The organism is Kitasatospora sp. NPDC056651, from assembly GCF_042792155.1.
Classification (GTDB): domain Bacteria; phylum Actinomycetota; class Actinomycetes; order Streptomycetales; family Streptomycetaceae; genus Kitasatospora.
The window spans coordinates 143,444-159,917 of sequence record NZ_JBHTWX010000001.1 but is presented as its reverse complement, the minus strand read 5'-3'; the positions used below and the strand labels follow the sequence as shown (position 1 = coordinate 159,917).

At 73.6% G+C, this 16,474-nt stretch carries 13 protein-coding genes; 9 read left to right on the top strand and 4 right to left on the bottom strand.

Annotated features, from left to right (window positions below; all coding sequences use genetic code 11):
• Positions 1-9: 9 nt before the first annotated feature.
• The 9 genes from allB to ACFRAR_RS00570 all read left to right on the top strand — a co-directional run bounded on the left by allB (position 10) and on the right by ACFRAR_RS00570 (position 11,113).
• The gene (allB, locus tag ACFRAR_RS00610) at positions 10-1,416 is read left to right on the top strand and encodes an allantoinase AllB (protein ID WP_380693059.1); all 1,407 of its coding nucleotides are present in this window, start codon (positions 10-12) and stop codon (positions 1,414-1,416) included.
• Between the two features lie 68 nt (positions 1,417-1,484).
• Positions 1,485-2,690 (top strand): allantoicase, encoded by a 1,206-nt coding sequence (gene alc, locus ACFRAR_RS00605; RefSeq protein ID WP_380693058.1) that lies wholly within the window; start codon positions 1,485-1,487, stop codon positions 2,688-2,690.
• Between the two features lie 112 nt (positions 2,691-2,802).
• Entirely contained in the window at positions 2,803-4,263 is a 1,461-nt protein-coding gene (locus ACFRAR_RS00600; RefSeq protein WP_380693057.1) for a catalase, read from the top strand.
• Between the two features lie 193 nt (positions 4,264-4,456).
• The gene (locus tag ACFRAR_RS00595) at positions 4,457-5,236 is read left to right on the top strand and encodes an IclR family transcriptional regulator (protein WP_380693055.1); all 780 of its coding nucleotides are present in this window, start codon (positions 4,457-4,459) and stop codon (positions 5,234-5,236) included.
• Between the two features lie 230 nt (positions 5,237-5,466).
• Positions 5,467-6,399, top strand: coding sequence for a metal-dependent hydrolase (locus ACFRAR_RS00590; RefSeq protein ID WP_380693052.1), 933 nt, complete (start codon positions 5,467-5,469; stop codon positions 6,397-6,399).
• A 164-nt stretch (positions 6,400-6,563) separates the two neighbouring features.
• Positions 6,564-7,655 (top strand): PDR/VanB family oxidoreductase, encoded by a 1,092-nt coding sequence (locus ACFRAR_RS00585; protein WP_380693050.1) that lies wholly within the window; start codon positions 6,564-6,566, stop codon positions 7,653-7,655.
• 13 nt (positions 7,656-7,668) lie between these two features.
• Complete coding sequence (locus ACFRAR_RS00580) at positions 7,669-8,604, top strand: M24 family metallopeptidase (protein WP_380693048.1); 936 nt, start codon at positions 7,669-7,671, stop codon at positions 8,602-8,604.
• Complete coding sequence (locus ACFRAR_RS00575) at positions 8,601-10,397, top strand: SDR family oxidoreductase (protein WP_380693045.1); 1,797 nt, start codon at positions 8,601-8,603, stop codon at positions 10,395-10,397. The genes ACFRAR_RS00580 and ACFRAR_RS00575 overlap by 4 nt, the downstream gene beginning before the upstream one ends.
• Before the next feature lie 101 nt (positions 10,398-10,498).
• A complete protein-coding gene (locus tag ACFRAR_RS00570; protein ID WP_380693043.1) occupies positions 10,499-11,113 on the top strand; it encodes a LysE family translocator in 615 nt (204 codons plus the stop codon).
• A gap of 32 nt (positions 11,114-11,145) precedes the next feature.
• Here the strand turns inward: ACFRAR_RS00570 and ACFRAR_RS00565 are convergent, their stop codons facing one another.
• The 4 genes from ACFRAR_RS00565 to ACFRAR_RS00550 form a co-directional block, all read right to left on the bottom strand.
• Positions 11,146-12,399, bottom strand: a complete 1,254-nt coding sequence (locus ACFRAR_RS00565) for an XdhC family protein (protein ID WP_380693041.1) — start codon at positions 12,397-12,399, stop codon at positions 11,146-11,148.
• Between the two features lie 185 nt (positions 12,400-12,584).
• The gene (pucD, locus tag ACFRAR_RS00560; protein ID WP_380693039.1) at positions 12,585-14,951 is read right to left on the bottom strand and encodes a xanthine dehydrogenase subunit D; all 2,367 of its coding nucleotides are present in this window, start codon (positions 14,949-14,951) and stop codon (positions 12,585-12,587) included.
• Positions 14,948-15,484: a (2Fe-2S)-binding protein gene (locus tag ACFRAR_RS00555; protein ID WP_380693036.1), complete on the bottom strand. Its 537-nt coding sequence runs from the start codon at positions 15,482-15,484 to the stop codon at positions 14,948-14,950. Before ACFRAR_RS00555 ends, pucD begins: the two co-directional genes overlap by 4 nt.
• Entirely contained in the window at positions 15,481-16,368 is an 888-nt protein-coding gene (locus tag ACFRAR_RS00550) for an FAD binding domain-containing protein (protein WP_380693034.1), read from the bottom strand. The genes ACFRAR_RS00555 and ACFRAR_RS00550 overlap by 4 nt, the downstream gene beginning before the upstream one ends.
• Positions 16,369-16,474 lie beyond the last annotated feature (106 nt).

The following is a 16,474-nucleotide window of genomic DNA, read 5'->3' as shown; positions in this document are numbered from 1 at the left end:
GAGGTCCCCATGCCTTTCAGCCGGCCGACGGTGATCCGCTCCCGACGGGTGGTCCTGCCCGACGGCGAGCGCCCCGCGGATGTGCTGATCCAGGACGGGAAGATCGCCCGGACCGCCCCGCACGGCTCGCTCACGGCGGGCCCGGGCGAGCTCACCGACCTCGGTGACACCGCCCTGCTGCCCGGCCTGGTCGACACCCACGTGCACGTCAACGAACCCGGCCGCACCGAGTGGGAGGGCTTCGCCACCGCCACCCGGGCGGCCGCGGCCGGCGGCGTCACCACGATCATCGACATGCCGCTCAACTCGATCCCGCCCACCATCACGGCGGCGGGGCTGGGGGTCAAGCGGAGGGCCGCCGAGGGCCAGGCCTGGGTCGACCTCGGCTTCTGGGGCGGCGCCGTCCCCGGCAACGTCGCGGACCTCGAACCGCTGTACCAGGAAGGCGTGTTCGGCTTCAAGAGCTTCCTCGCCCCCTCCGGGGTGGACGAGTTCCCGCACGTCGGGGCCGCCGACCTGGAGGCCGCGCTGGCCGAGCAGGCCCGGATCGGGGCGCTGGCGATCATCCACGCCGAGGACCCGGCCGTGCTCGCCGCCGCCCCGCAGCAACCCGGCGTCCACTACCGGGACTTCCTGGCCTCCAGGCCCGCCGGCGCGGAGACCGCGGCCGTCGCCCGGCTCCTCGACGCGGCCCGCCGCACCGGTGCCAGGGTGCACATCCTGCACGTGTCCTCGGCCGCCGTGCTGCCACTGCTGCGGCAGGCCCGCGCCGACGGAGTGCGGGTGACCGCCGAGACCTGTCCGCACTACCTGACCCTCGCGGCCGAGCAGGTGCCGGACGGCGACACCGCCTTCAAGTGCTGTCCGCCGATCCGCGACGAGTCCAACCGGGACGCACTCTGGGAGGCCCTGGCGAACGGCGAGTTCACCGCCGTCGTCTCCGACCACTCGCCGTCCACCCCCGACCTCAAGCTGTTGCCCGAGTACGGCGGCAGCGGCGACTTCGCGGCCGCCTGGGGCGGCATCGCCTCGCTCCAGCTGGGCCTGCCGGCCGTCTGGACCGAGGCCCGCCGGCGCGGCCACACCCTCGCCGACGTGGTGCGCTGGATGTCGGAGGGCCCGGCCCGACTGGTCGGCCTCGCCGGCACCAAGGGCGCCATCGCCGCCGGCCACGACGCGGACCTGGTCGCCTTCGACCCCGAGGGTGAGTTCGCCGTCCGGGCGAGTGGACTGCACCACCGCAACCCGGTGACGCCCTACGCGGGCCGGACCCTCACCGGCGCGGTGCGCGGCACCTGGCTGCGTGGCCGCGAGGTGGACCCCGCGGCCCGGCCCTTCGGCCGGCAGCTCACCCGGCCCGCCACCCGGGGCGCCACCGCCAAGGCCGCCGCCACCCAGGCGACCACTGCCCCCTAGCCCGCGACCGTCCCCACTCCGCCACCCTCCACACCACCGCCCGTCCGATCGCGCCCCAAGGAGAGTCCGTGACCACTGCCGACACCCCGAGTGCTCCCTTCACCGAACTGGTCGACCTGGCTTCCCGACTGCTCGGCGCGGGCGTCGTCGCCACCAACGAGGACACCTTCGCGGACGCGGAGAACCTGCTGGTCGCCAAGCCCGCCGAGTTCCGGCCGCACACCTTCGGGCACAAGGGCCAGATCATGGACGGCTGGGAGTCCAAGCGTCGCCGCGGGGTCTCCGCCGACCGGCCGCACCCCACCGACGAGGACCACGACTGGGCGGTCGTCCGGCTCGGCGCCGCCGGGGTGATCCGCGGCGTGGTCGTGGACACCGCCCACTTCACCGGCAACTACCCGGAGTCCGCCTCGGTCGAGGCCGTGTCCGTCCCCGGCCACCCGTCGCCCGAGGAACTCCGGGACGCCGACTGGACCACGGTCGTGCCGCGCACCCCGCTGAAGGGCGACACCGCCCACGAGTTCGCCGTCGCGGACGGCACCCGCTACACCCACGTGCGGCTCAACATCTTCCCGGACGGCGGCGTCGCCCGGCTGCGGGTGCACGGCGAGGTGCTGCCCGACCCGCGCGACCTGGCCGGCCTCACGTTCGACCTGGCCGCCCAGGAGTTCGGCGGCGTGGCGGAGGCGGCGTCCGACCGTTACTTCTCCTCCCCGCACAACCTGAACGCTCCCGGTCGCGCCTCCGTCATGGGCGACGGCTGGGAGACCCGGCGTCGGCGCGACAAGGCCAACGACTGGGTGCGGATCGCCCTGGCCGGGGGCGGTGAGGTGCTGGCCGTCGAGGTGGACACGTCCTACTTCGTCGGCAATGCCCCCGGCTGGGCCGACCTGCTCGGCTTCGACGCCTCGACCGGGGCCGACCCGGCCGACGGCGAGTGGTTCGAACTCCTGCCCCGCACAAGGCTCCAGCCCGACACCCGGCACCGTTTCCGGCTCGCCGCCGGCCGCCCGGTGACCCATGTGCGGATCAACGTCTACCCCGACGGCGGGCTGGCCCGTCTGCGGCTCACCGGCCGCCTCACCGAGGACGGCCTCGCCGCCCTCGCGCTGCGCTGGTTCGATGCCCTTCCGGCCGCCGAGGCCGGCGCGGCCCTCACCGGCGCGGGTCTCGCCGCGGACGAGGCCGCCGCACTGACCGCCGCCCGCCCGCTGGCCGGTCAGCCGTCCGAGGCCCCGGCCGTGACCGTCGTGCGGAAGCTGCTCGCCGACTGACGTATCGTCAGCGACCGGAGTTCCGTGCCCCCCGCCGTTGCCTCCCGGTCGATATGACGATTCGTCACCACCTTCTCCAGGCACCGCCTTATCGACACCTGAAGGACCCTCCATGCCCAAGATCCTGACCACGGAGTCCGGCGCCCCGATCGCCGACAACCAGAACTCGGCGTCGGCCGGCGCGTACGGCCCGCTGCTGATCCAGGACCAGCAACTGCTGGAGAAGCTGGCCCGGTTCAACCGCGAGCGCATCCCGGAGCGCGTCGTGCACGCCCGTGGTTCCGGCGCGTACGGCTACTTCGAGGTCACCGACGAGGTCTCGCGGTACACCCGGGCGGGCTTCCTCTCCGAGGTCGGCAAGCGCACCGAGGTCTTCCTGCGCTTCTCGACCGTGGCCGGCAACCTGGGCGCGGCCGACGCGGTGCGCGACCCGCGCGGTTTCGCGCTGAAGTTCTACACCGAGGAGGGCAACTACGACCTCGTCGGCAACAACACCCCGGTGTTCTTCATCAAGGACCCGGTCAAGTTCCCCGACTTCATCCACTCGCAGAAGCGCGACCCGTACACCGGCGTGCAGGAGGCGGACAACGTCTGGGACTTCTGGGCCCACTCGCCGGCCTCGACCCACCAGATCACCTGGCTGTTCGGCGACCGCGGCATCCCGGCCTCGTACCGGCACATGAACGGCTACGGCTCGCACACCTACCAGTGGGTCAACGCCGACGGTGACGCCTACTGGGTGAAGTACCACTTCAAGACCAACCAGGGCATCCGTTGCCTGGACGCCGGCCAGGCCGCCGAGGTGGTCGGTGGCGACGCCGACTCGCACCAGCGCGACCTCCACCAGGCCGTCGAGCGCGGGGTGTTCCCGTCCTGGACCCTCCACGTCCAGCTGATGCCGGTCGCCGAGGCCGCGGACTACCGCTTCAACCCCTTCGACCTCACCAAGGTGTGGCCGCACGCCGACTACCCGCTGGTCAAGGTCGGCCGCCTGGTGCTCAACCGGAACCCGGAGAACGTCTTCGCCGAGGTCGAGCAGGCCGCGTTCTCGCCGAACAACTTCGTGCCCGGCATCGGGCCGTCCCCGGACAAGATGCTCCAGGGTCGGCTGTTCGCCTACGCGGACGCCCAGCGCTACCGCCTCGGCGTCAACCACACCCAGCTGCCGGTCAACGCCCCGCGCGCCACCGAGGCGAACAACTACGGCCGGGACGGGCTGATGGCGGCCAACAGCGCCGGTCGCGGCAAGAACTACGAGCCCAACTCGTTCGGCGGCCCGGCCCAGACCGACGAGGCGCTCGCCGCGCCGGTCGAGATCAGCGGCCACACCGGCACCCACACCACGCCGGCGCACACCAAGGATGACGACTTCTTCCAGGCCGGCGAGCTGTACCGGCTGATGTCGGCGGGGGAGAAGACCCGGCTGATCGACAACATCGCGGGCTTCCTGGCGCAGGTCTCGCGCGACGACATCGTGGAGAAGAACCTCGCGCACTTCCACGCCGCGGACGAGCAGTACGGCGCCCGGCTGGCCGCCGCCGTCGCCAAGCTCCGGGCGGGCGAGGAGAACTGACGGCTCCCCGTACGACGGGCCCGTTCCCCGCGTGTCCGGGGAGCGGGCCCGCCGCGGCGTTCGCCCTGGCCGGACGGCGGCCGCTGTACGGAACGTCCTCGGATATGCACGGACGGCAGTCGCCGGGGCCGCGGGGTCGATAGGCTGGTGCCTGCCCGCGGTCGCTCCGTGGGGGACATCGGAAGGGGACGACATGTCGACACCAGTCCCGGGTCGTCACGCCGCACTGGACCAGGGTCCGACGGGCCCGTTCACCTCCCTCCAGCACGCCCTCAGACTGTTGGAGGCGGTCGACCGCCTCCCCGACGGTGCCACCCTGGTGGCCCTCGCCCGGGAGACCTCGCTCGGGCTGCCCACCGTACGGCGACTCGCCGAGATCCTGGAGGTCGAGGGCTACCTCCAGTGCCAGGACGGCGGTTGGCTGCTGGGCGGCACCTTCGCCCTGCTCGGCCAGCACAACCGGGAACAGATGGTGAAGGCCCGGCTCAACCGCAAACTCGTGGAACTCCGGGACGAGTTGGGTGCCGCGGTGTACTTCAGCCGCTACCACGACGGCGAGTTGACGGTGGAGGCGGTCGCGGCCGCCGACCACGCGCCGGCGGTGCAGGAGTGGGTGGACTTCCGGGCCACCGCGCACGCCAGCGCGATCGGCAAGTGCCTGCTCGGCCAGCTGGACTCGGACGCCCGCCGGGACCACCTCTCCCGGCACCCGGTCGCCCGGCTCACCTCCCGCACCGTCACCGACGCCGACCAGCTGATGCACCGGCTGGAGCGGCAGCCGGCCACGGTGCCGGTGCTGGACATCCAGGAGTACGCGCTGGGCACGGTGTGCGCGGCGGTGCCGATCACGGCGGGCAGCACGGTCGGCTGCCTGGCCACCTCGATGCCGGTGGACAACATCCACAGGCTGAAGGCCGCCGCCGAACTGCTGGCGGCCCGGGCGGCGCCGCTGATGCTGGCGATGGCGGTCTGAGCGCCGCCCGGTCGGAGGGCCCCGTCGGACGCGTGCCGTCCGGCGGGGCCCTCGGGTTCTCCGGTGGACCGGACTCGTGGTCCGAACCGGTGTTCGTCGGGCCGTCGCGCGGCAGGCGTCACTTATTAGACTCGATGTCGATAAGACTCGCCGAAACCCTTGTCCCCGCGGCTACCCGCGAGTACGTTTCCCTGAGTCGAGCCGCCGCTCCCAGGTCAGGAGGGTCCGCCATGTCCCGTTCCACCCCCGTCCCCGCCCTCGCCGTCCCCGCCGAGCGCGTGCACGACGGTCTCGTCCTGGAGCCCCGGGACGTCCGCTTCGACTGGGCCCGGCTGCCGCTGCACTGGATCCCGGACGAGCCGATGGCCACCCACGTGATCAACGTGCTGCACCTGCTGCTGCCCGAGGGGGAGCGGTGGTTCGTCAAGGTCTTCAAGGAGGCGCTGCCGCTCATCCGGGACGAGCAACTGCGCGAGGAGGTCCTCGGGTTCATCGGGCAGGAGGCCATCCACGCGGAGGCGCACCAGGAGGTCCTGGAGCACCTGCTCGGCCAGGGGCTCGACCCGCGGCCGTACGTCCGGCAGGTCTCCTGGCTGTTCCGCCGGGTCCTCGGCGACAAGCCCGGGCTGACGCCGGCCCGGCAGCGGGAGAACATCATCGAGCGGGTCGCCTTCGTCGCGGCGATCGAGCACTTCACCGCGTTCCTCGGCAACTGGATCCTCAACTCCCCGGGGCTGGACCGGGCCGAGGCCGACCCGACGATGCTGGACCTGCTGCGCTGGCACGGTGCGGAGGAGGTCGAGCACCGCAGCGTCGCCTACGACCTGATGGTCCACCTGGACCCGGGCTACCTGCGCAGGGTGCGCGGGATGGCGATATCCGGGCCGCTGCTGGTCCACCTCTGGGTGCGCGGGGCCCGCTTCCTGCTCGCCGCCGACCCGACCCTGGAGGGGCGGCTCAAGCCGACCTGGCGGGAGGCGGGCCGGATCTCCAAGCGCGGACTGCTGCCGGATCCGGTCAGGTCGGTCCGCTCCGGGCTGCGTTACCTGCGGCCGGGCTACCACCCGACGCAGGAGGGCTCCTCCAGCCAGGCGCTGGGCTACCTCGCCACCTCCCCGGCCGCCCGTGCGGCGGCGGGGCGCGGGGTGAGGGGTGGCGGGTGACGGCTGACAGATTTCAGCGAACAGAAAACGTTATCTGTTCGCTGAAATCTGTCATCTGAAAGCCGTCCGCCGAAGGCTGAGACCCTCCCGCGCCCCCGCTCCTCCCGCGCCCCCGCTCCTCCCGCTCCCCCCGACGCCCCCCCGACGCCCAAGGACCCCGCCGGATGGACCTGCTCACCCCACCCCCCGACCTCTACGGCCGCCCCCGCGCCGACGGCTTCATGCGCTTCGTCACCGCCTTCGCCGACCGCTACTCCCCGGCCCTCGGCGGCCCGCTGCTGCGCCGCAACCCCCGGCGCCCGCTCAGCCGCCCCACCCCGCCGCTCCAGCTGGTCGTCACCGAGCGCCGCCGACTCGCGGCCGACGTCGTCGAGTTGAGCTTCGCCGACCCCTCCGGCGGCCCGCTGCCCGGCTGGCAGCCCGGCGCCCACCTGCGCCTCGCCCTGCCCTCCGGCCGCGAGCGCCACTACTCCCTCAGCGGCGACCCGGCGGACCGCACCACCTACCGCATCGCCGTCCGCCGGCTGCCCGAGGGCGGCGGCGGGTCCGTCGAGGTCCACGACGCCCTGCACCCCGGCACCCGGCTCACCGCCCGCCGCCCGCGCAACGGCTTCGCCTTCTGCGCCGAACCCACCGTCCTCCTGCTGGCCGGAGGCATCGGCATCACCCCGCTGCTCCCGATGGCCCGCGAGGCGCAGCGCCACGGCCTGGACTGGCGCCTGGTCCACGTCGGCCGCAGCGCCGACACCCTCCCGTACACGGACGAACTGCGGGCCCTCGACCCGCGCCGGGTGGTGCTGCGCACCGACGACGAGCACGGCGGCGTCCCCACCGGCGCGGAGCTGCTCGCCCACGCCTCACGCGGAGCCGCCGTGTACTGCTGCGGCCCGGCCCCCATGCTGACCGCCGTGCAGCGCGCCCTGGACGAATCCCCGGCCGCCTCCCTGCACTTCGAGCGCTTCGGCGCCGCCCCGGTCACCGACGGCGAGCCGTTCGCCGTCCGCCTCGGTGCCGACGGCCCGACCCTCGACGTCCCCGCCGACCGCTCCGCCCTGGACGTGCTGCGCGAGGCCCGCCCGGACCTCCCGTACTCCTGCCACCAGGGCTTCTGCGGCACCTGCGAGGTCCGCGTGCTGGCCGGTTCGCCCGACCACCGGGACCGCCGCCTCACCCCCGAGCAGCGTGCCGCGGGCGCTCTGCTGCCCTGCGTCTCCCGGGCCGCCGAGGGCGAGACCCTCGTGCTCGACCTCCAGTAGAAGGAGCCCCGTCATGGCGACCGCGACCCCCGCCTTCCGCTACACCGAGCACGACCTCGACCGCTTCCGGGAGATTCAGCAGCTCGCCTACCACTGCGCCGAACAGGTCGCCGCCTGGATCGAACCCGGCGTCACCGAGCGGCAGGCCACCGCCGAGCTGCGCCGCCGCCTGGTCGCCGCCGGGGTGCAGGACTTCTTCCACGTCCCCTTCGCCTGGTTCGGCGACCGGACGGCCTTCCGGCACTTCCACACCCCGCTCCAGTTCTTCGCCGGCAACCGCCGTCTGGAGGAGGGCATGCCGTACGTGCTGGACTGCGCGCCCGTCGTGGACGGCTACACCGCCGACATCGGCTACGGCGGCAAGGTCGGCGAGAACCGCGTCTGGGACCGGCTGGCCGCCGACCTGGAGGTCTACCGGAAGCTGATCCTCGACGAGGTGCGGGCCCGCAAACCGCTCTCCGAGGTGTACGCGGCGGTGGACGCGCAGATCGCCGCGCACGGCTACGACAACCGCCACCAGGTCTACCCGGGCCGGGTGATCGGCCACCAGGTGACCCGCAACACGGCGCGCGGCCCGGCCGGGGTGAACGTGTTCGGCTTCGGCGTGCGCACCCTCCAGACCCTCGGCCGCGAGCTCGTCTCCGAGCGGCTGCACGGCCGTTCACCGCTCTGGGCGGACGGCCGATCGTCCCGGCACGCGCCCACGCCGGGCCTGTGGGCGGTCGAGCCGCACATCGGTTTCCGGGGCGTGGGCATCAAGTTCGAGGAGCTGCTGGTGGTCACCGAGGACGACGCCTACTGGCTCGACGACGACCTGCCGCATGTCCGCCGCTGGAGCGCCGGCACGGAGCGGACCACCGAGCGGACCGCCGCCGCCCCGATCGCCGTCACGCCGACCACCGTCACGCCGACCGCCGTCACGCCGACCACGCTGGAGGCCACCCGATGAAGCGCCCGTCGAAGCCCGAGAAGTCGCCCGAGACGGCGGCCGAGACGGTGCCCGTGACGCCGCCCCCGACGGCGCCACAGGTCCGCCGCCGGACCGTCCGCTCCGGCGCCCTCCCGCTCGCCGTCTTCGAGCAGGGCGACCCGGCCGCCCCCACGGTCCTCCTCGTGCACGGCTACCCCGACACCCACACCGTCTGGGACGACATCGCCGCCGACCTCGCCCGCGACCACCACGTGGTCCGCTACGACGTGCGCGGCGCGGGGGAGTCCGGAGTCCCCGCGACTCGGGACGGCTACCGCCTGGAGCACCTCGCCGAGGACCTGTTCGCCGTCGCCGACGCGGTCAGTCCGGACCGCCCGGTGCACCTGCTGGCCCACGACTGGGGTTCGATCCAGTCCTGGGAGGCCGTCACCGCGCCCGGCGCCGAACGCCGGATCGCCTCGTACACCACCCTGTCCGGCCCCAGCCTGGACCACATGGGCCACTGGCTGCGCCACCGGCTGCGCCGCCCCACCCCGCGCCACCTGGGCCAACTGCTGCACCAGGGCCTCCACTCCTGGTACATCACCGCCTTCCACCTGCCCTACCTCGCCCCCGGCATCTGGCGCCTCGGCCTCGCCCGCGCCTGGCCGCGGGTGCTGCGCGACCTGGAGCACGTCACCCCGCGCGCCGACCACCCGCAGCCCACCCTGCGCCGCGACGCGGTCCGCGGCATCGAGCTGTACCGGGCCAACTTCCGCCCCACCCTGGGCAGTCCGCGCGAGCGGCCGACCGAGGTGCCGGTCCAGCTGATCACCCTCACCCGGGACCGGTACGTCGGCACCTACCTCTCCGAGGGGCTGGAACGCTGGGCACCGAAGCTGACCCGCAGGACGCTGCGCGCCGGCCACTGGTCGGCGCTGCTGGAGAAGGGATCCACCGTGGCCGGACTGGTCCGCGAGTTCACCGCCCGCGTCGACGAGGGGCAGGCCCGGCCGGCCGAGGACGACGGCCGGCTGGTCGTGGTCACCGGCGGCGGCAGCGGCATCGGACGGGCCACCGCGCTCGCCTTCGCCGAGGACGGCGCCCGGGTGGTGGTCTGCGACCTCGACCTCGAAGCCGCCGAACGCACCGCCGAACTCGCCTCGTTGATCGGCCCGAAGGCGCACGCCTACCGGGTGGACGTCTCCGACGGAGCCGCGGTGGACGCCTTCGCGCAGACCGTCGCGGCCGAGCACGGGGTGCCCGACGTGATGGTCAACAACGCGGGCATCGGCCACTCCGGGACGTTCCTCCAGACCACCGAGAAGGAGTGGCAGCGTGTCCTGGACGTCAACCTCTGGGGCGTGATCCACGGTTGCCGCGCCTTCGGCACCCTGATGGCCGACCGCGGCCAGGGCGGTCACATCGTCAACGTCTCCTCGGCCGCCGCCTACCTGCCCTCCAAGGCGCTCACCGCCTACGCCACCAGCAAGGCCGCGGTGTTCATGCTCTCCGACTGCCTGCGTGCCGAGTTCGTCGGCCACGGCATCGGCGTCTCCACCATCTGCCCCGGCATCGTCAACACCAACATCACCCGCACCTCCACCTTCTCCGCCAGCACCGCCGACGAGCAGGCCGCCAAGCGGGCCCGCGCCGCCAGGCTCTACGCCCGTCGCGGCTTCCCCCCGGAGAGGGTCGCCACCGCGATCGTCACCGCCGCCCGCACCGGCAAGCCCGTCGTCCCCGTCACCCCCGAGGCCAAGGTCGCCCGCCTCCTCTCCCGCCTCAGCCCGGGCCTCCTGCGCCTCGCCGCCCGCCTCAACGTCACCTGACCAGCCGAGATCACCCGAGATCACCCGGCCGGGCAGCACCGTGCGCCCCGACCGCCCGACGGGAGCCCCTCGGGGCTGTGAGAGCATCGAGGTCCATGGAGATGACAACGGCTCTGTGGTCCTTCGCCCTCGTCGTGGGGCTGCTCACGCTCACGCCCGGACTCGACACCGCTCTGGTGCTGCGCACCTCGGCGCTGGGGCGGCGCAGCCAGGCGTGGGGGGTCGTGCTGGGGATCCAGACCGGCACGCTGATCTGGGGGACGCTGACCTCGGCCGGGGTGACGGCGCTGCTGACCGCCTCGCAGGTGGCGTACGACATCCTGCGCTGGGCGGGCGCCGCGTACCTGGTATGGATGGGCATCGGAATGCTGCGTGACCGGGGCGGCCGGGCGGCGGCCGAGGAGGAGCCGGAGGAGGGCGGGTTCGCGCAGGGCTGGCGGCGGGGCACGCTGACCAATCTGCTGAACCCCAAGGTCGGGGTCTTCTACGTGGCCGTGCTGCCGCAGTTCATCCCGGCCGGTGCCCCGCACTTCGCCGCCGGAGTGGCGCTGACCTGCGTGCACGTCGTCGAGGGTGTGCTCTGGTCGACGGTCCTGGTCGGCTTCGCCCAGGCGCTGCGCGGCTGGCTGCGCCGCCCGGCCGCCCGGCGGCTGATGGACCGGGTGACCGGCACGGTCGTGGTGGGCTTCGGCCTGAAGCTGGCGCTGACGAACTAGCCCGAGGGCCCAGGCCCGGTCCGAGCCCAGGCTCAGGCCGCGTGGGTGCGGGGCGCCGGGCCGTCCGCCGCCTCACGTCCGTCGTTCCCGCTCCCCGCCCCGTCAAGGTGGACCGCCCCGTCAAGGTGGACCGCCCCGTCCAGCTGGATCGGTCCGTCGTGGTGGATCGGTCCGTCCGAGGCGCTCAGCGGCAGGCAGCCGCCGCCGCGCCGGTGGGCGATGATCTCGGCGGCGACCGAGACCGCCGTCTCCTCCGGGGTGCGGGAGCCGAGGTCCAGGCCGATCGGGGAGCGCAGCCGGGCCAGTTCGGCCTCGGCGAGTCCGGCCTCGCGCAGCCGCGCCGCGCGCTCCCGGTGGGTGCGGCGCGAACCCATCGCTCCGACGTAGCCGACCGGCAGCCGCAGCGCGCGTTCCAGCAGCGGGATGTCGAACTTGGCGTCGTGGGTGAGCACGCACACCACGGTGCGCCCGTCGATCCGGCCGAGCTGGGAGTCCAGGTAGCGGTGCGGCCAGTCGACCACCACCTCGTCGGCTTCGGGGAAACGACGGACGGTGGCGAAGACCGGCCGGGCGTCGCAGACGGTCACCCGGTAGCCCAGGAACCTGCCGATCCGCACCACCGCGGCGGCGAAGTCGATCGCCCCGAACACCAGCATCCGCGGCGCGGGCACGTACGACTCGACGAAGCAGCCGACGGTGCCCGGCCGCCGGTCGTCGCAGGGACGTCCGTCCAGACCGAGCACGAGGCGGCCGGTACGCCCGGCCTCCAGCATCGCCCGGGCCTCGGCGACGAGCGCCCGCTCCAGTCCGCCGACCGTCGAGGGCGCCGGCGAGAGCGCGCCGACGGTACCGGAGGCGGTGACCGCCAGGGTGGCGCCGAGCAGCCCGCCCGGCCCGTCGATCACCCGGACCAGCGCCACCGGCGTGCCGGCCGCGATGTGCGCGATCCCGGCGTCCAGCCCGGCGTCGGCCCCCGGCACCACCGGCTGGACGAAGACGTCCAGGACGCCGCCGCAGGTCAGCCCCACCGCGAAGGCGTCCTCGTCGCTGTACCCGAAGCGCTCCAGCACCGGTTCGCCGCTCGCGATCGCCGCCCGGCACAGCTCGTACACGGCCCCCTCGACGCACCCGCCGGAGACGCTGCCGACCGCCTCGCCGTCCGCGTCCACGGCCAGTGCCGCGCCGGGATCGCGCGGCGCGCTGCCGCTGACGCCGACCACGGTGGCCACGGCGAAGGAGCGCCCGGACGCGTGCCAGGCCAGCAGCTGCTCGGCGATGTCCTGCATGGGGAGAGGCTCCTTACACGGTTTCGACAGTAGCGGGAGACACCGCCGTACGGGAAACGGCACCGTACGGCAAGCGCCGCCGTACGGGAAACGATCCCGCACGGCGGCGGTGGCGCCCCAGCGCAGTCCCGAACCCGAACCCGAACCGGAACCTGGACCCGCCGCACCTATGCCCGAACCCTTGCTCAGCCCGGCCGTTCGGTGGTCAGGTGCTCCGGCCGGACCGGGATCCGGTGGAGCGCCAGCCCGGTGGCGTCGCGGATGGCGGCCACGATGGACGGCGTCGCCGAGACGGTCGGCGCCTCGCCCGCCCCGCGCAGCCCGTACGGCGCGTTGGGGTCGGGCAGTTCGAGCAGTTCCACCGGGATCGGCGGGGTGTCCAGGATGGTGGGGATCAGGTAGTCGGTGAAGGAGGCGTTGCGCACCTCGCCGTCCCGCAGGATGATCTCCTCCATCACCGCGAGGCCCAGCGCCTGGGCGCAGCCGCCCTGGATCTGGCCGACCACGGAGAGCGGGTTGAGCGCCCTGCCGACGTCCTGGACGGCGCTGAGCTCGACCACCTTGACCAGGCCCAGTTCCACGTCCACGTCCACCACCGCGCGGTTGGCGCAGAAGCTGTACTGGACGTGGCCGAAGCCCTGGCCGGTCTCCTTGTCGAACGGCTGGGTGGGCCGGTGGCGGTACTCGCGGGTGGCCTCGACGGCCTCGTCGCCGAGCAGGTCCACGATGGGGACCAGCACGCCGGCGCTCTTCGAGACCACCGCGCCGCCGGCCAGCGCCAGGTCGTCGTGGGTCCAGCCGTAGCGCCGGCGGCCCCGGTCGAGCAGTTCGCCGCGCACGGCCTCGGCGGCGAGCTTCACCGCGCCGCCGGTCATGTACGTCTGGCGCGAGGCGGAGGTCGAACCGGCCGACCCCACCCCGGTGTCGGCCGGCTGGATGGTGACCTGCTCGACGCCCAGCTCGGTGCGGGCGATCTGGGCGTGCACGGTGACGCCGCCCTGGCCGACCTCGGCCGCCGCGGTGTGCACCAGGGCGACCGGCTCGCCGCCGATCGCCTCCAGCCGCACCCGCGCGGTGGAGTAGTCGTCGAAGCCCTCGGAGAAGCCGACGTTCTTGATGCCGACCGAGTAGCCGACGCCGCGCACGATCCCCTCGCCGTGCGAGGTGTTGGACAGTCCGCCGGGCAGCCGGCGCACGTCCGGGCGCCGGGTGTCCAGCGGCGGCGGCAGCGGCATCTCCTTGGCCCGCCGCAGCAGTTCGGCCACCGGCGCGGGTGCGTCGACCGGCTGTCCGGTGGGCATCAGGTCGCCCTGGGACATCGCGTTGAGCTGCCTCAACTCCACCGGGTCCATGCCCAGTTCGGCGGCCAGCTTGTCCATCTGCGACTCGTAGCCGAACGCCGCCTGCACCGCGCCGAAGCCGCGCATCGCCCCGCAGGACGGGTTGTTGCTGTAGAGCGCCAGGGTGTGCATCCGGACGTTCGGGACCACGTACGGGCCGTTCCCGAGCGAGGCCGCGTTGCCGGCCACGGCGGGGGAGGTGGAGGCGTACGCGCCGCCGTCCAGCACGATCCGGCAGTCGGAGAAGACCAGCTTGCCGTCCCGGGTGGCGCCGTGTTCGTAGTGCATCCGTGCCGGGTGGCGGTGCACGTGGCCGAAGAAGGACTCGTCCCGGGAGTAGACGATCTTGACCGGCCTGCCGGTGCGCAGGGCCAGCAGGCAGGCGTGGATCTGCATCGACAGGTCCTCGCGGCCGCCGAACGCGCCGCCGACGCCCGCCAGGGTGAGCCGGACCTTCTCCTCCGGCAGGCCGAGCACCGGCGCCATCTGCCGGCGGTCGGCGTGCAGCCACTGGGTGGCGATGTAGAGGTCGACGCCGCCGTCCTCGGCGGGCACCGCGAGGCCGGACTCCGGGCCGAGGAAGGCCTGGTCCTGCATGCCGACCTCGTAGTCGCCGCTGACGACGACGTCCGCCATCGCCCGCACCTCGTCGGTCACCCCGAGGCCGGCCACCAGACGCTGCTCGTGGCAGATGTTGCCGTGGGCGTGGGACTTGTACTCGTGCGGCTCGTGCACGTAGCCGTACGTCCCCGGGTCGAGGCACTGCTCCTCGGTGACGATCGGGGTGAGCACCTCGTACTCGACCGCGATCCGCTCCACCGCGCGGCGGGCCGTCTCCGGGTGGTCGGCGGCGACCAGCGCGATCGGCTCCCCGTGGTAGCGGACCTTGTCGACGGCGAGGGCCGGCTGGTCCTGGACCTCCAGGCCGTAGTACTTCGTGCCGGGGATGTCCTCGTGCGTCAGCACCGCGTACACCCCGGGCAGCTTGAGCGCTTCGGAGACGTCCACCGAGAGGATGTTCGCCCGGGGGTGCGGCGAGCGCAGCGCGGTGCCCCAGAGCATGTCCTCGTGCCACAGGTCGGAGGAGTAGGCGAACTCGCCGCGGACCTTCAGGTGGCCGTCCGGGCGCAGCGGCGAGCCGCCGATGCCGTCCTTGGAGGCCTGGTTGATCTTCTGGAGGTTCTTCTGCCCCTGGATGGTCCGCGCGTTCATTCCCCGGCCCCCGTTCCGGTCCCTGTTCCCGTCCCGGTCCCCGCTTCCGACCCCGTTCCCGTCCCCGCGCTCCTGCGGGCCGAGGCCAGCCGTACGGCCTCCATGATCTTCTCGTACCCGGTGCAGCGGCACAGGTTGCCGGACAGCGCCTCGCGGATGTCCTCGTCGCTCGGCCGCGGGTCGTCCGCCAGCAGCGCGTCGGTCTGCACCAGCAGGCCGGGCGTGCAGAAGCCGCACTGGACGGCCCCGGCGTCGACGAACGCCTGCTGGACCAGGCCGAGTTCGCCGTCCCGCCCGCCCAGACCCTCGACCGTGCGCACCTCGCGGCCCTGCGCCTGGCCGGCCGCGACCAGGCAGGCGCAGACCGGGACGCCGTCCAGGTAGACGGTGCAGGAGCCGCACTCGCCCTGCTCGCAGGCGTTCTTCGAGCCCGGCAGGCCGAGCCGCTCGCGCAGCACGTACAGCAGGCTCTCGCCCTCCCACACGTCGTCGGCCTCGACCGGTTTGCCGTTGGCGGTGAACGTGACCCTCATGCCGCGCTCCTGATCTGCTCGCGGTAGTCGTTCCAGGTCCAGGCGAGGGTGCGGCGGGCCATCACGGCGAGCGCGTGCCGACGGTAGTCGGCGGTGCCCCGGACGTCGTCGATCGGCGAGGCCGCGTCCCGCACCAGCTCGCCGAAGCGCCGCACCACCTCGGCGTCCAGCGGCTCGCCGGACTCCCACAGGCCGCGCCCGGCGAGCACGCCCTGGAGGTACTCCTCGGCCGCGGCGGCGCGGCGCGGGGTGGGCGCGGCCGAGCCGATACCGGTGCCGACGGTCGCGCTGCCCGGGTGCAGGGCGAAGCCGAACGCGCAGACCGCGATCACCATGGCGTTGCGGGTGCCGATCTTCGAGAACTGCTGCGGGCCGTCCGCCACCGGGACGCGCACCGAGCGGATCAGCTCGTCGGCCGCCAGGAGGTTGCGCTTCACCCCGACGTAGAACTCGTCGATCGGGATCAGCCGGGTGCCGCGCACCGAGGCCGCCTCCACGAACACGTCCCGCCCGGCCGCCAGCAGCGCGGGGTGGGCGTCACCGGCCGGGGAGGCCGCGCCGAGGTTGCCGCCGACGGTGCCGCGGTTGCGGATCTGCGGCGAGCCGACGGTGCGGGAGGCCAGCGCCAGCCCGGGCAGCGGACCGGACAGCTCCGCGATGATCCGGGCGTACGGGACGGCGGCGCCGAGCCGTACGACTCCGCCGTCGTCCGACCATTCGGCGAGCTCGTCGACCCGGTTCAGGTCGAGGAGCGCGGACGGCCGGCGCACGTCGAAGTTCAGCTCGACCATGACGTCCGTGCCACCCGCGACGGGCAGCGCGGTCGGGTGCTCGGCCTTCGCCGCGAGTGCCTCCTCCCAGGTGGCGGGCCGAAGGAACTCCATGCGGATGCCTCCTCACGTGGTCGCCGCCCGAGGTCCGGCGGCGTGTCGCCAGTGAACCGCCGCGACCGGGCCCACTGGCAGTCACCGATGGCATGAAGCCCCGGCG

Bases quoted from the DNA above. Each gene is read 5' to 3' on its own strand.
- allB (WP_380693059.1), top strand. From the start codon at position 10: ATGCCTTTCAGCCGGCCGACGGTGATCCGCTCCCGACGGGTGGTCCTG.
- ACFRAR_RS00600 (WP_380693057.1), top strand. From the start codon at position 2,803: ATGCCCAAGATCCTGACCACGGAGTCCGGCGCCCCGATCGCCGACAAC.
- ACFRAR_RS00595 (WP_380693055.1), top strand. From the start codon at position 4,457: ATGTCGACACCAGTCCCGGGTCGTCACGCCGCACTGGACCAGGGTCCG.
- ACFRAR_RS00590 (WP_380693052.1), top strand. From the start codon at position 5,467: ATGTCCCGTTCCACCCCCGTCCCCGCCCTCGCCGTCCCCGCCGAGCGC.
- ACFRAR_RS00585 (WP_380693050.1), top strand. From the start codon at position 6,564: ATGGACCTGCTCACCCCACCCCCCGACCTCTACGGCCGCCCCCGCGCC.
- ACFRAR_RS00580 (WP_380693048.1), top strand. From the start codon at position 7,669: ATGGCGACCGCGACCCCCGCCTTCCGCTACACCGAGCACGACCTCGAC.
- ACFRAR_RS00575 (WP_380693045.1), top strand. From the start codon at position 8,601: ATGAAGCGCCCGTCGAAGCCCGAGAAGTCGCCCGAGACGGCGGCCGAG.
- ACFRAR_RS00570 (WP_380693043.1), top strand. From the start codon at position 10,499: ATGACAACGGCTCTGTGGTCCTTCGCCCTCGTCGTGGGGCTGCTCACG.
- ACFRAR_RS00565 (WP_380693041.1), bottom strand. From the start codon at position 12,399: ATGCAGGACATCGCCGAGCAGCTGCTGGCCTGGCACGCGTCCGGGCGC.
- pucD (WP_380693039.1), bottom strand. From the start codon at position 14,951: ATGAACGCGCGGACCATCCAGGGGCAGAAGAACCTCCAGAAGATCAAC.
- ACFRAR_RS00555 (WP_380693036.1), bottom strand. From the start codon at position 15,484: ATGAGGGTCACGTTCACCGCCAACGGCAAACCGGTCGAGGCCGACGAC.
- ACFRAR_RS00550 (WP_380693034.1), bottom strand. From the start codon at position 16,368: ATGGAGTTCCTTCGGCCCGCCACCTGGGAGGAGGCACTCGCGGCGAAG.